Here is a 13,812-nt window from a genome sequence, read left to right on the forward strand (position 1 = left end):
CTTATATGCGGGTTGTGCATATTTGTCTTTCGCCTGTCCTTTTTCGCATGTAATCAGACAAGGGAGTGAGCAGATGGATGCTTTGAAAAGAACGCCTTTTTACGATCTCTACTCCGCCTACGCGGAGTCCAGATGTATTGATTTCGGCGGCTGGGAGCTGCCGGTGCAGTTCACGGGAATCGTGAAAGAGCATGAGGCTGTCCGCCAGCAGGCTGGCTTGTTCGATGTATCGCATATGGGTGAATTCATGGTCAGCGGCAGTGGCTCAGAGGCCTTCCTGCAGCTGATGACCACCAACGATGTCAGCCGTCTTCAGGATGGCGGTGCGCAGTACACGCTGATGCTCTACCCAACCGGCGGAGTCGTCGATGATCTCCTGGTCTACCGCCTCGGCGAAGAGCGTTACATGCTGGTCGTCAACGCCTCCAATATCGACAAGGATTTCGAGTGGCTGCAGGAGCATCTTACTGATGAATTCAGCGGAGTGACGCTGACAAATGTCTCGGATGAGACGCTGCTGCTCGCACTGCAGGGACCTCTGGCCGAAACGATCCTGGCCGAAGTGACAACGGCTCCCCTCGCGGAGCTTGCCCCCTTCCACTTTATCGAGCGCGCCGTAGTCTGCGGCGTGGAGGTTCTGCTCTCCCGCACCGGATATACCGGCGAGGACGGATTCGAGCTGTACGCCCCGCTGGACACAGCGGCTGTGCTGTGGAACGGCCTGCTTGCCGCAGGTGCCCCGCACGGTCTGACTCCCGCCGGGCTTGGCGCACGCGATACGCTGCGCTTCGAAGCAAAACTGCCACTTTACGGCCAGGAGCTGTCGGCGGATATTACGCCGCTGGAAGCAGGCGTCCAGTTCTTCGTGAAGTTGGACAAAGCCGGCTTCATCGGCAGAGACGCGCTCCTGAAGCAGAAGGAAGCCGGACTGCCCCGCCGCCTAGTGGGCCTCGAAATGATTGACCGCGGCATTCCGCGCTCCCATTATCCGGTCTATGCGGATGGAGTGAAGATCGGGGAAGTTACCACAGGCACGCAGTCCCCGACACTGAAACGCAATCTGGGCCTGGCCCTGTTGGATGCCGCCTATACAGAAATCGGAACAGAGGTTTATGTGGAGATCCGCGGCAAGCAGCTTAAGGCGGCCGTGGTCAAAGCACCATTTTATAAAAAGAGCCAAGGAGTGAAGCCGCAATGAAGCACCGTTATCTGCCGATGACCGAGCAAGACCGCAAGGAGATGATGGAGGCTGTCGGGATTCAGTCCGTGGAGGAGCTGTTCGCCGATATCCCGCAAGCTGTCCGCTATCAGGGAACGATGCCGATGTCAGAAGCGCTTGATGAGTACGCGCTGCTGCGCCATATGAAAGAGTTGTCCGACAAAAATGCTAGCTTCGACACCCACGCCAGCTTCCTTGGCGCAGGGCTGTATGACCACCATATCCCCGTTGTCATTAACCATGTCATTTCCCGCTCGGAATTTTATACCGCCTATACCCCTTACCAGCCGGAGATCAGCCAGGGCGAGCTGCAGGCAATCTTCGAATTCCAGTCCTATATCTGCGAGCTGACCGGCATGAAGGTAGCCAATGCCAGTATGTATGATGGAGCAACCGCCTTCTCAGAAGCCGCTGTGCTTGCCGCCGGTGCGACGAAACGCAAAAAGCTGGTCGTCTCCCGCACGGTACATCCGGAAGCACGCCAGGTACTGCGCACCTCTGCGGGTGCATGGGGCCTCGATGTTGTAGAAATAGACTACAAAGACGGAGTAACGGATCAGGCGAAACTCGCCGCTGCGATCGACGGCGACACGGCTGCCGTACTGGTGCAGTCGCCGAACTTCTTCGGCGCTATAGAAGACCTTGGCGCCATTGAGCCGCTGATTCATGCCGTCAAAGGCCTGTTCGTGGTCAGCGCCAACCCGCTCGCTCTTGGCATTCTCGAAACGCCGGGCAAGCTTGGCGCCGACATCGTAGTCGGTGACGCTCAACCGCTTGGCATCCCAGCTTCTCTCGGCGGTCCAACCTGCGGCTTCTTCGCCGTAGCCGAACCTCTTATGCGCCGCATGCCGGGCCGGATCGTCGGCCAGACCGTTGACCGTAACGGCAAACGCGGCTTCGTGCTGACACTGCAGGCACGCGAGCAGCATATCCGCCGCGAAAAAGCCACCTCCAACATCTGCTCCAACCAGGCGCTGCTTGCGCTGTGCGCTTCCGTCTACCTGTCCGTTATGGGTAAAGAGGGCATGCGCGAGGTTGGGGAACTGAATATCCGCAAGAGCCATTATGCTGCGGGCAAGCTCGGCGAAATAACCGGTGCATCCCCTGCGTTTACGGCACCGTTCTTCAATGAATTTGTCCTGAAGCTGCCGGAAGGAAGCAGTGTCAGTGAGATCAACTCCAAGCTGCTGAAGGAAGGCTACCTTGGAGGCTATGATTTGGGCCGGGATTATCCCGAGCTGGCCGGACATATGCTGGTTGCCGTAACCGAGAAACGAAGCAAAACGGAAATTGACCAATTCAAAGGCGCACTGGAGGGCTGTATATGAAACCGGAACAAAGTCTGATCTTCGAGCTTAGCCGTCCCGGCCGCTCGGCCTATTCCCTGCCGCAGTGCGATGTTCCACAGGAAGAAAACATCGATGCGCTGATTCCGGCGGGACTGCTGCGCAGTGAGCCCGTTGTCTTGCCGGAGGTATCGGAAGTGGATGTCATCCGCCACTATACCGCGCTCTCCCGCCGCAACTTCGGCGTCGACAACGGCTTTTATCCGCTCGGCTCCTGCACGATGAAATACAATCCGAAGATTAACGAGGATGTCGCCCGTTTCCCCGGCCTGGCCAAGATTCACCCGTACCAGCCGGAAGAGAGCATTCAGGGGGCACTCGAACTGATGCATACCCTGCAAAAGGATCTGGCTGCCCTGACCGGCATGGATGCTGTGTCCCTGCAGCCAGCAGCCGGGGCCCATGGTGAATGGACCGGGCTGATGATGATCCGCGCCTACCATGAGAGCCGCGGCGAAACCCGCTCCAAGGTCATCGTGCCTGATTCCTCGCACGGCACGAACCCGGCCAGTGCCTCTGCAGCCGGTCTGGAAACCGTAACGATCCCTTCCAATGACAAAGGGATGGTCGATCTCGAGGCTCTAAAGGCAGCTGTCGGGAGCGACACCGCAGCCCTCATGCTGACCAACCCGAGCACACTAGGATTGTTCGAGACACAAATCGTGGAAATCGCCCGGATTGTACACGAAGCCGGGGGGCTGCTCTATTATGATGGAGCGAACTCCAATGCAATTATGGGCATTACCCGCCCCGGCGACATGGGCTTTGACGTTGTGCATTTGAATCTGCACAAAACAATGAGCACCCCGCACGGCGGCGGCGGTCCGGGAGCCGGACCGGTCGGCGTGAAGGCAAAGCTGATCCCGTTCCTCCCGCAGCCGACAGTGGTACAGAACGAAGATAGCAGCTACTCGTTGAATTACGGCGGTCCGGAATCCATCGGACGCGTCAAAGCCTTTTATGGCAACTTCGGCATCCTGGTCCGTGCCTACGCTTATATCCGTACCTACGGACCGGACGGCCTGCGCGAGGTTTCCGAGAACGCCGTGCTGAATGCCAACTATATGATGCACCGGCTCGCACCTTATTTTGAAATTCCGTATCCGGGCATCTGCAAGCATGAATTTGTCATGTCCGGCAGAAACCTTAAGCAGTACGGTGTACGCACACTGGATGTGGCCAAACGGCTGCTCGACTTCGGCTACCACCCGCCAACTGTATACTTCCCGCTGACGGTAGAAGAGTGCATGATGATCGAGCCTACCGAAACCGAAAGCAAAGAAACGCTCGACGGCTTCATCGAAACGATGATTCAGATCGTGAAGGAAGCCCAGGAAACACCGGAAATCGTCATTAATGCTCCCCATACGACGGAGATCAGCCGTCTCGACGAGACACAGGCTGCACGCAAGCCGGTGCTGAACTGCTCCTGCGGCTAAGCTTTCGGTATTACAATAAGCAACGCAGATACGCCGTCCTTCTCTAAGAACCATACCGCAGCATCACCTACAGCGGCTAATCCCGAAGTCATTCCTGACTTTTTTGCGGATTAGCCTTATTTATCGTTTACACAAGCTTCTTGGCGAATTGGGAACGGTCGCTTACATTCATTTTAATATAAATGCTCTTCACGACATTGCGTACGGAGCCCTCGCTGATACCCAGCGTGTTGGAGATATGCAGCGCACTTTTGTCGGAGAGCCATAGTGAAGCAACCTCTTTCTCTCTCCCGGTCAGCTTGTATTTGTCCAGCGCCTTTTCCCGTCTGAATTGCTGCAGACCCGCATTGTTAACCATTCGTTTATATGCTACATTCTCCGCTAATTGCTGTACGAAAGGAATCGCAAATTCAATATGCTGGCCGGCATCAAAAGAAATATCCACATAACCCTGCGTGCCGCCGTCCAGAATGAGCGGTGCACAGACACAATTCCAGCTCTGGAACACAGCGTCCGTATGCTCCTTTCCCCGCACCACTCCTATACGGTTCATCTCCATAGCCAGCGAAACTGCATTCAAGCCCGAATAGCGCTTGGAGAGATTAACGCCTTGCCTCAGCCCGGCACAGTCCATATTCTCCTGAAGACTCCCCGATGAGCAGATCAGGTCAAGAATCTTCCCTTCTTCATCTGTCAGAAACACCACATAAGGAATCGGAATAAACCGGCTGATGTCCACCATTTCAGCTCTCATGGATGCCACCATAGCCTCACTATAGATCGCTTTACTTTCTATTACAGAGGAAATCTGTGAGGACTGGAGCGGACTATGTAGATCTGAAGCATTCGTTTGACGAAAAGATGCAGCTTGCACTGCTGGAAGATCCTCCGGCGAACACCACATTTTTATCCCGGAATTGAAGGTTGTCAATACAAACGCCCCCTGTTTTCGTTAACTGATCCATCTGCATTTGTTACAACCATTCCCTTATCTTGCAACCCACAAATTGCCAGTGGCTATTATAATAATAAATATATCATAGGATACTTATAGGACAATTGACAGTGGGCTAATCTTACGAATAAGAGTTGAAAAAATATCTTTTATTCGACTAAGAGCAGTGCGGAGATCTCCGCACTGCTCTTGTTATAGGATGATTAAGTTAGCTCTGCTCAACGAACTGCCTAAGCCGCAGCCGAAGTCTTCTCTTGTGTCCGTTCCTTAGCGGACTTACGGAAATACAGCAGCTCATAGATGGCCGGTACAACCACCAGTGTCAGCAGTGTGGCTGCGGTCAAGCCGCCGATGACTACTATCGCGAGGCTCTGGGAGACAATGCTGCCCTGCTCGGAATGCCCGAACAATAGCGGCAGCATGGCGCAGATGGTCGCGATGGCCGTCATCAGTATCGGACGCAGCCGGGTTCCGGCGGCCTCGATAATCGACTCACGTACGCTCATATGCTCTTCATTCTGTTTGATGCGGTCGATCAGTACAATCGCATTGGTAACAACGATACCGATCAGCATCAAGGCTCCGAACAAGGCCGTGAAGTCGGGAGTTACACCGGAAATAATCAATGCAACCACTGCTCCGATGGCCGCAAGCGGCAGAGAGAACATAATGGCCAGCGGTGCACGCAGTGTTTTGAAGGTCAGAACCATGATGAGATAGACGAGACCGATGGAGATCAGCGCTGTCATGCCAAGGTCATTGAAGTCTCCGGCCTGATCTGCCGAAGCACCTCCTGCGAACAATGTTACTCCTTCAGGCAGGGTAATGCTGTCCGTTTGTTTTTGGATATCTGCGCCAATGGCTGATACCTTCTTCGGATCGACTTCGGCGGTAATGCGCACATACGGCTTGCCGTCTTTATGGTAGAGCATGGCTGGCTGGTCGGTGACCTCAAGGGAAGCCAACGTGGAGAGCGGCTGAGGACCCCCGGCAGTCATAATCGTGATATTCTCCAGATCCTTCTGCTCCTTCGGCTGCAGCACAGGCTCCAATACCACTCCGGCAGGCGAGCCGTCCAGTTCTATTTGCCCCAGCGGAACCGGATTCAGCATCGCTGCCAGCTGCATGGAAATTTCCTGCGCATTCGCAGCAGCCGGGTTTACCTTGAAAGCGAACACCGGCTTGGTATCCTCCATGTTGCTGGTGACCTTTTGTACACCGTCTACGGTTTTCACTTTGGCAGCTACGGCTTGAGCCACTGAATTGATAGACTTCAGGTCATCTCCAACGATATCTACGTATTCACTGGTCGAGCTTCCACCCATCATGCTGGACTCATTGGCAGTCAGTGTTGCCCCCGCATAGGATTCCTGCCACCCGCGAACCTGGTCCAGGAACATCTGCGCATCGGCATCCTTTTTCATCATCACGGTATAATCCACCTGGGTCAGCGATGTCACACTCCCCCATTGTGCCGAGTCGGCACTGTTGCCGGTCATCATAATTACGGTTTTGGCCTGCGGCTGTTTCATTAGTTCGGCTTCCAGCTGTTTGCCCTTCTCCAGCACTTCTTTCACCGGAACGTCATTGGGGTAGACCAATTGTACGGTAACATTGCTGGCATCCGAAGCATCCAGCGCCCCTTTGGGCATGGTAACATAGGCGGCAACGGAGCCGACCAGCAGCACCAGACCCAGCGTCAGCGTAATCCATTTATGGCGCAGGTTCCATTCCAGAAAATGGCTGAACCGTCTGGACGGCTCATGCTCCTTCAGGGAAGAGCTGCGCAGCAGCCAGGAGCTTAGCAGCGGAACCACGGTCAGCGCCACTACCAGTGAAGTCAGCAGCGAGTAAGTTACCGTCAGCGCAAACGGAAGCAGGAACGCCTGCAGGCTTCCATTCAGCAGACCCATAGGCAGAAATACAGCAACCGTAGCGATTGTCGATGTAGTGATTGCCCTTGCGACCTCGCGGGTAGCGCTGATAATCATGTGAATGGAGAAGGGCTCCTTCTGCATCCTGCGGTGGATGTTCTCAATGACGACAATGCTGTCATCGACCAGCCGCCCGACGGCGACGGCCACACCGCCCAGCGTTACAATATTCAAGGTAATGCCGGACACGTCCAACAAATAAAGTGTAACTGCCAGCGACAGCGGAATCGATACCGCGGTAATCAGGGTGGCGCGCACATTGCGCAGGAAGATCAGAATGACAATCGTCGCAAATAATGCCCCGAGCAGAACTTCACGCATCATGCTGTTAACGGAGGTGACCACCATATCCGAGGTGCTGAAGATGACGGCGACCTCTGCATTTTTGACCGACCCGGTCAGGTCTTTTGCAACGTCACGTACCTTGTCCCCTACATCGACTGCATTGGCATTGGCTTCCTTCGTTATGACAGCGAACAATACATCCTTGCCGTTCGAACGGCTGACGCTCTCCTGATCCGTCACCGCTTCCACAGCAGCGATATCCTGCAAGGTAACACCGGGAGCGACCGCCAGTTTTTTCAGCGTATCGATGCTGTCAATCGAGGAAACCACATTCACATTCCCCGTCTGCCCGCCAATGGTCTGCTCTCCAATCGAAGCCGATACACTCCGTCCCTGCAGCAGTCCCAGCACCTGGGCTGTAGCTACGCCTTTTGCGGCCATCGCCTGCGGATTAAGCTTCACGTTGACTTGCGGAGCCGTTTTGCCATACAGGGCTACATTCGCTACTCCGTCGATTTTTTGCAGCTCGGGAATGATGGTCTCCTCGGCAAGCTTCAGATTGTCCTTGGTGATCCCTTCATCGAAGGATATCGTGAGCTGGGAGATCGGAATCATCGAGGTGTTCAGCTGCACAATGAACGGGTCCATGACCCCTTCGGGGAAATGCAGTCCGCCGACCGCCTTCTCCACCTCCTGTGCCGCATCCTTCATATTGGTTTTGCCGTCAAAATAAATATCTACCTTCGCATAGCCGTCTCCGGAGGTGGACATCTGCTCGGTTTTGCCTTTCACGGCAGAGGTAGCCGACTCAATCGGCTTCGTCACATTCGCTTCCATGGAATGCGCATCCTGGCCCGGACCAAGTACCGTAACGGTAACCTGAGGATTATCGGCCTCCGGCATAAACTCCATTGGCAGCGAGGTATAGCTGAGGATCCCCACCACAAGTGACATGACAACCAGAAGCCCCACAGCCCCCTTGTTGCCGAACGACCATTTTGTTAACCATGTCATTTCTCTGTTCCCCTTCCATTCCTTAAAAATAGGTTTCTCTGCGTCTAATTCTTATGTATAGCTCACTTAGCTAAGTGTAGGGCCTGAAGGCCATCTCCAAAACCGCCCGGCGATGGGTTTCGCTCTCGTTCTCCAGACCGGGAACTTCTCCTTCCAGAGACAGAGCAGTCTGGTGCAGCGTTAAATTCACACAGTACAAAAAAGCCCTTCTTCCGTGGAAGAAGAGCTTAATAAGCAAGCCGAAGGGTTGTTCACTTAGCAGAGATAACCTTACTCCAGATAAAACACCTCGCGCAGCGGCACCATCGGCGTTTCCTCATTGAAGTCAAAGGAGCCTTCGACCATCTTCGAGGTTATGGCATTCCATCTGTTGCAGGCCTCACTCTGGGCGATGTAGGCAAAAGCCGCTTCCGTATCCTTGCACTCAAAGCAATAAAAAAACTGATTGCCGTTCTGAAAAATAGAGTAATTCGTAATTCCGGCCTTGGAATGCTCCTCCATAATTTCCGGCCAGGGGTTCAGATGCATCTGCACATACTCCTCCAGGTTCTCCTCTTTCACCCGCCAGGTCCAAGCTAATTTGTGGCTGCCCATGTTCTCATCCTCCTAAAAGTATGGTAAAGCATCACTTCCTGAACTCAATCGCATTAAAACCCGTTTCGGAAGCATAAATGAATTGCTAGCGCTTACATTTTGCTGTTTTAATAGATTTCCGCTAACAACTTTGCAAGTAGTATACCATATTTTCTCTTGATTCCTATGATTAAGAAATGGCCGCTGCACCTAACCCTTTATAGCTTTGAAAAAGGAATCAGCCTGCCTCTCCGGCTCCGGCCCGGATACAGCAGGCTGATTCTATTCCTTTAACGGCAGGGGCTGCAAGCCTAAGCGCTGATTCCCGCCTCATTCGGACGGAGAATGGCCGAGCCAATCGCCAGCAGCACCGCGGCCATGAGCCCCAGGACGGCAAAAGGCAGCCATAGCTCATTCCAGCTTCCACCGGCTGCAGCGATATCCACCGCTTGAATGGCCCATTTCTGCGGCACGAAGTTGGCCGCTTTTTGCATATAGTCCGGCATCACCGAGATCGGCCAGAAGCAGCCGCCCAGCATGCAGGTTGGTGTTAGAATAAGGGCATTCAGCATACCTGCGTTGCCCGGATTGCGGACCAGCCCCGCTACCGTGCTGGCAATCCCCATGGATACAAGCATAAAAGCTGCCAGGACAAGGAAGTACAGGTACATCGGAACCTCATAATCATAACGCAGCACCCATTTTCCGAGCGTCAGCACAACGGCAATCTGGAGGATGCCCACCATACAGCTGCCCAAAAAATTACCCAGCGCAATTTCATAAGAACGGACCGGGGCGCTGAACATCCGCATCATCGTCCGCCCCTTGCGGTCGTCCATAATCAGGGAGACGGTGCTTGTTACCAGCCCCATGAGGAACATGAGTGTCAGCCCTGTAATGACGCCAAGCGTTTGCCGGGGATACAGATCATAATCGGTACGTGTACTTCCGACATTATGCAGCTCCGCCTGCTTCAGAATCGCACCAAGCTTAGCCTCTGCATCGCCTGCTCCTCCGTTAACGGCGTTTACGGTCCGGGCAGTTTCCAGGATTTCACCCGCAATTGTGTTCACTTTCATTTTGACCAAAATCGAGGTTTCTGACGCCCTAAGCTCGTATACGCTCAGCTCAGGCTGCTGTCCATGGGCAAGCTGGGCGGTATACTGCGCCGGAATTGATATGCCCGCTGCGCCTTCCTGCTGAATAATACCTTCTCTCAGTGCCGTTTCATCACTGCGGGCAACCAGCTTGTAATCGCCGGTGTTCTCTAGTTCAGCAAGCAGATGCTGTCCCGCTGCGCCCGTATCCATATTGCTGTACAGTACCGTTGGCTTATCGCCTTCCACCCCTCCGGTAACCGAAATAATAGCGGCGACGACAATACTCGGCAGCAAAATATACGTAATCATGCCCGTGCGGGACGCGATCGTCCGCTTGACCATATTCCAGGCAATCGCCAGTATTTTATTCATGGTAGCCCACCTTCCAATATGAGAAAATCGCTCCGCAGAGCATCACCAGACAGATGACCGATATCATGAGCAGATTCGGTGCAAGCTGTGACAGTTCTGAATGCAGCATCATCCGGACGATCGCCTGCAGCACCCAGTGGTTAATCGTAAAAGCACCTATGGTATTTACCCAGGAATCCGGGAGAGGAGCCATTCCTCCACTGATAAAGGTCATACATACCGTAACTACACTAATGATGCTTCTTGCGCTCGCCGCCGTTTTACTGAACAAGGAGACTACAATGGACAGCGTCATGGAAGCAATAATCATCAGCAGACAGAACAGCAGCAGAAGACCCGGGCGGTTGCCCCAGTAAACACCGAACAACCAATCGCTTAGCAGAATAATCGCCAGGCACTGAATGATGGACACGATGCCTACACCGAGCATTTTGCCGATGAACAGCTCCGAGGCTTTGACCGGCATCGAATTGATCCGGTGGAGGGTATGGTTATCCTTTTCGCTGAAAAGAGAGTTGGTGACTGTCATTCCGCTGTAGAGCAGAAACATCAGCAGCATGGATGCCGCATAAAATTGGGATGCCGTATAGGTTCTGCCCCCGTTGTTAAGATCGCCCAGCTTGACCGCTTCGTGGTTCTCTGAAGAGGAAGCCTCCACCGCCATCGCCTGCGGCCCAAGTGCCGCCACTGCCGCCTGCTTATAATTCACCGTGCTCAGAAAATTGTCAAAAGCGGTTCCCGCCGCCAAATTATCCGTGTGGTTCTTGCCGAGAATAAATTCCAATTGCGCTTTGCCGCCCTGCTGCACCTCGCGGTCGAAGCCGTCTGGAACAATAACCGCATAGCCGTACTTGCCGGTGCGCAGTCCACTTTCCGCCGCCTGGCGGCTCTCAACATCCTGTGGAACAATCACCTTCTGAATTTCGGGCAGCTTCACAAAAGCGGCAATCATGGCCGACTGCCCTTCACCTGCGGGATTTACTACTGCCACCCGTACAGGTTCTATCTTGGTTGCGCTTTTGACACCGACCACCCCGGACAGCGAGGCTCCCAGAAGAAAGATCAGCACCATCGGCAGCAAAAACATATTCAGCAGCATCGAGCGTGAGCGGAACAATCTGCGCAGCTCGTATGTCATAATCGTCCAAATGTTCATTTCACCCCTCCTCCTCTTCTAGTCCCGCAAGGTCCGCCCGGTCAGGCTGAGAAACAGGGTCTCCAGATCCGGCTCTTCAATATTCAGGGAAGCAATAACCCCTTCATGCTTGGCAAAAATAAATAAAATGTCCTGCAGCTCACTTTGCGAGGAGGGTAAGTACAGCTCTACTGTATCTTCGTTCAGCTCGACGCGGCTGATCCGCGGGTGCTGCTTCAGCTCTTGGATCAGGGCCGGCGTAATATGGGAGGCCTTTACAACAATCTTTTCTTCATGGGCGACCCGCTCCCGCAGCTCGTGTTCGGTTCCGCAGGCAATGATGTGGCCTTTGTCCATAATCGCTACCCGGTCGCATATAGCCGCTACTTCCTCCATATAGTGGCTCGTATAGATGACTGTTGAGCCCAGCTTGTTCAGAGCTTTTACCGATTCCAGAATGTGATTGCGCGATTGGGGATCAATTCCCACGGTCGGCTCATCCATAATAATCAGCTTCGGACGGTGCATGATCGCACAGGCGATGTTCAGCCTTCTTTTCATTCCGCCGGAGAAGGTAGACGGTTTGTCCTTTGCCCGGTCACTAAGTCCGGTGAAGGCCAGCGCCTCCTCAACCCGTTCCTTCAGCAGCTTGCCGCGCAGTCCGTATAGCTTGCCGAAAAAGCTCACATTTTCTGTTGCGGTCATATTTTCATATAAGGCCAGCTCCTGGGGAACGAGACCGATGCGTTTTTTGACCTCAAGCGGTTTGCTCAGGACTGACAGTCCGTCAATCACAATATCGCCGCCGTCAGCCTTCAGCAAGCCGCAGATCATACTGATGGTGGTGCTTTTCCCCGCACCGTTCGGGCCGAGCAGGCCGAAAATCTCTCCTTCCTGAATGCTGAAATTCACGTGATCTACCGTTAGTTTTTGATCATACCGTTTCACTACATCGCTTAGGACTGCAAATGCCATCTTTCATCTCTCCTGTTCCTGTATGCTTCTATGGATTTATTGTAGCGTAAGATGGAGGCCGCCGAAGGTACGAAAGGTCATGAATTGGAGGTGACTTAAGTCATCTCCTGAATCAGCAGGTTCTTATGCTAAGATAAACATAACAACCTTATAAAGGATGACCTCCATTTGAACAGAGAAATGAATGTCCTGCGCTATGCGCTTATGATCATCCCTGCCCTGATGGCCATCTATCTCTATGACTATGCCGACTATGAGCTGTTTACTTTCCATTTTCTTTTGCTGCTGCTCGTTGTCGCTCTTGGCGGGCGGCTGCCGGGTCCTCTCCGTGCGCTGGCCTGCGCCATTGAGCTGCTCTATACGGCCTGGCTGTGCCAGCATTATGGAGATCTGATGATTTTCCCGGCCGTTTCGGCACTGTTGAATTACTCCCGACTAGAGAACAGGCCAGTGGTGCTTGTCTTCTTCGTTATTCATGCTGTGGCGCTAAATGTGGCGTTAAGCGGCGCAGAGCCCCGGATACGGGTGGTTATGAACCTTACCTTTTTGTTCTCCGCTGCCCTGAATAAGCTGCTTATGCGCGCAGGGCGCGGGAGAGTTGACACACTGTTCCTTTATGACGAACTGCGCAAAAAGCATTTTGAGCTGGAAGAAGCCCGCAGCAGCCTGCTCCAATTCACCGCCCAGATCGAAGGGGCCGCTCAAGCTGAGGAAAGAGTACGGATTGCCCGTCAGCTGCATGACGATATCGGCCACCGCCTGATCCGGGTCAAAATGATGACTGAGGCCGCCATCCACACGCTGCCGCATTCACCGGAGACAGGGATGGACATGATGAATCAGATCCGGGACCAGCTGGCGGCCAGTATGGACGATATGCGTGCTGCTGTCCGGCGGATCAACTATGGCTCGCAGCTTGAAGGGGCTTATGCGCTGGACCGGCTGCTGGAGGAGCTTGGCCGGGATACCGGCATTGAAACCTCCTACCAGGTGTACGGCATACCGTATCCCCTGTATCCCAGCGTACGGGTCACCCTCTACAAAAACGCCCAGGAGGCTCTCACCAATGCTCTCCGCCATGGTCAAGCCACCGCTGTATGGATCAAAGTCTCGTTCAGCGAGCAGGAGGTGGCCATGGAGGTAGGCAATAACGGACAGCGCCCGGAAGAAAACCCTCTGCTGAAACTCAGGGGCAAAGGAGGGATGGGTCTGCAGGGAATGGCCGAACGGGTCCATTTGGTCGGTGGAACGCTGGAGCTTCAGCTGGAGCCGGAGTTCGCTGTCATTACCAGGATTGCCCTGCACAATCAGCCCGACAAACTTCCACTGTAAAATGTTCTGCTATATATAGATTGAACTTGAAAAATTAAGAATAAGGGGAAAAGTAGCGGAGGAGAAGTTTGGAACTGTAGGAGCGGTAGCGCCCGCCTGAAAGCTTTCCGTAGGAAAGCTCGCTATCTTCAGC

10 protein-coding genes are annotated in these 13,812 nt (G+C 53.8%); 4 read left to right on the forward strand and 6 right to left on the reverse strand.

Annotation, left to right across the window (positions count from 1 at the left end):
• Positions 1 to 73 precede the first annotated feature (73 nt).
• Genes gcvT through gcvPB form a run of 3 tightly spaced genes read left to right on the forward strand, consistent with a single transcriptional unit; the run spans position 74 to position 4,004 of the window.
• Positions 74 to 1,198, forward strand: a complete 1,125-nt coding sequence (gene gcvT / locus BLQ82_RS23970; protein WP_062523010.1) for a glycine cleavage system aminomethyltransferase GcvT — start codon at positions 74 to 76, stop codon at positions 1,196 to 1,198.
• A complete protein-coding gene (gene gcvPA / locus BLQ82_RS23975; protein WP_062523012.1) occupies positions 1,195 to 2,547 on the forward strand; it encodes an aminomethyl-transferring glycine dehydrogenase subunit GcvPA in 1,353 nt (450 codons plus the stop codon). Before gcvT ends, gcvPA begins: the two co-directional genes overlap by 4 nt.
• Positions 2,544 to 4,004 (forward strand): aminomethyl-transferring glycine dehydrogenase subunit GcvPB, encoded by a 1,461-nt coding sequence (gene gcvPB / locus BLQ82_RS23980; RefSeq protein ID WP_062523014.1) that lies wholly within the window; start codon positions 2,544 to 2,546, stop codon positions 4,002 to 4,004. Before gcvPA ends, gcvPB begins: the two co-directional genes overlap by 4 nt.
• A gap of 127 nt (positions 4,005 to 4,131) precedes the next feature.
• On the opposite strand, the gene BLQ82_RS23985 is transcribed toward gcvPB, so the two are convergent.
• The 6 genes from BLQ82_RS23985 to BLQ82_RS24010 form a co-directional block, all read right to left on the reverse strand.
• Positions 4,132 to 4,758 (reverse strand): helix-turn-helix domain-containing protein, encoded by a 627-nt coding sequence (locus tag BLQ82_RS23985; protein ID WP_062523016.1) that lies wholly within the window; start codon positions 4,756 to 4,758, stop codon positions 4,132 to 4,134.
• A 431-nt stretch (positions 4,759 to 5,189) separates the two neighbouring features.
• Positions 5,190 to 8,192 (reverse strand): efflux RND transporter permease subunit, encoded by a 3,003-nt coding sequence (locus BLQ82_RS23990; protein WP_062523018.1) that lies wholly within the window; start codon positions 8,190 to 8,192, stop codon positions 5,190 to 5,192.
• A 270-nt stretch (positions 8,193 to 8,462) separates the two neighbouring features.
• The gene (locus BLQ82_RS23995; protein ID WP_062523019.1) at positions 8,463 to 8,786 is read right to left on the reverse strand and encodes an L-rhamnose mutarotase; all 324 of its coding nucleotides are present in this window, start codon (positions 8,784 to 8,786) and stop codon (positions 8,463 to 8,465) included.
• A 290-nt stretch (positions 8,787 to 9,076) separates the two neighbouring features.
• The gene (locus BLQ82_RS24000; RefSeq protein WP_062523021.1) at positions 9,077 to 10,237 is read right to left on the reverse strand and encodes an ABC transporter permease; all 1,161 of its coding nucleotides are present in this window, start codon (positions 10,235 to 10,237) and stop codon (positions 9,077 to 9,079) included.
• A complete protein-coding gene (locus BLQ82_RS24005; protein WP_062523023.1) occupies positions 10,230 to 11,393 on the reverse strand; it encodes an ABC transporter permease in 1,164 nt (387 codons plus the stop codon). The genes BLQ82_RS24000 and BLQ82_RS24005 overlap by 8 nt, the downstream gene beginning before the upstream one ends.
• Positions 11,394 to 11,411: 18 nt before the next feature.
• The gene (locus BLQ82_RS24010; RefSeq protein ID WP_062523025.1) at positions 11,412 to 12,347 is read right to left on the reverse strand and encodes an ABC transporter ATP-binding protein; all 936 of its coding nucleotides are present in this window, start codon (positions 12,345 to 12,347) and stop codon (positions 11,412 to 11,414) included.
• Between the two features lie 168 nt (positions 12,348 to 12,515).
• Between BLQ82_RS24010 and BLQ82_RS24015 the strand changes: the two genes are divergently transcribed.
• Positions 12,516 to 13,679, forward strand: a complete 1,164-nt coding sequence (locus tag BLQ82_RS24015) for a sensor histidine kinase (RefSeq protein WP_062523027.1) — start codon at positions 12,516 to 12,518, stop codon at positions 13,677 to 13,679.
• The last annotated feature ends 133 nt before the right edge of the window (positions 13,680 to 13,812 follow it).

Origin of the sequence: Paenibacillus jilunlii (assembly GCF_900102965.1) — a bacterium.
Classification (GTDB): domain Bacteria; phylum Bacillota; class Bacilli; order Paenibacillales; family Paenibacillaceae; genus Paenibacillus_AQ; species Paenibacillus_AQ jilunlii.

Bases quoted from the DNA above. Each gene is read 5' to 3' on its own strand.
- gcvT (WP_062523010.1), top strand. From the start codon at position 74: ATGGATGCTTTGAAAAGAACGCCTTTTTACGATCTCTACTCCGCCTAC.
- gcvPA (WP_062523012.1), top strand. From the start codon at position 1,195: ATGAAGCACCGTTATCTGCCGATGACCGAGCAAGACCGCAAGGAGATG.
- gcvPB (WP_062523014.1), top strand. From the start codon at position 2,544: ATGAAACCGGAACAAAGTCTGATCTTCGAGCTTAGCCGTCCCGGCCGC.
- BLQ82_RS23985 (WP_062523016.1), bottom strand. From the start codon at position 4,758: ATGAGAGCTGAAATGGTGGACATCAGCCGGTTTATTCCGATTCCTTAT.
- BLQ82_RS23990 (WP_062523018.1), bottom strand. From the start codon at position 8,192: ATGACATGGTTAACAAAATGGTCGTTCGGCAACAAGGGGGCTGTGGGG.
- BLQ82_RS23995 (WP_062523019.1), bottom strand. From the start codon at position 8,786: ATGGGCAGCCACAAATTAGCTTGGACCTGGCGGGTGAAAGAGGAGAAC.
- BLQ82_RS24000 (WP_062523021.1), bottom strand. From the start codon at position 10,237: ATGAATAAAATACTGGCGATTGCCTGGAATATGGTCAAGCGGACGATC.
- BLQ82_RS24005 (WP_062523023.1), bottom strand. From the start codon at position 11,393: ATGAACATTTGGACGATTATGACATACGAGCTGCGCAGATTGTTCCGC.
- BLQ82_RS24010 (WP_062523025.1), bottom strand. From the start codon at position 12,347: ATGGCATTTGCAGTCCTAAGCGATGTAGTGAAACGGTATGATCAAAAA.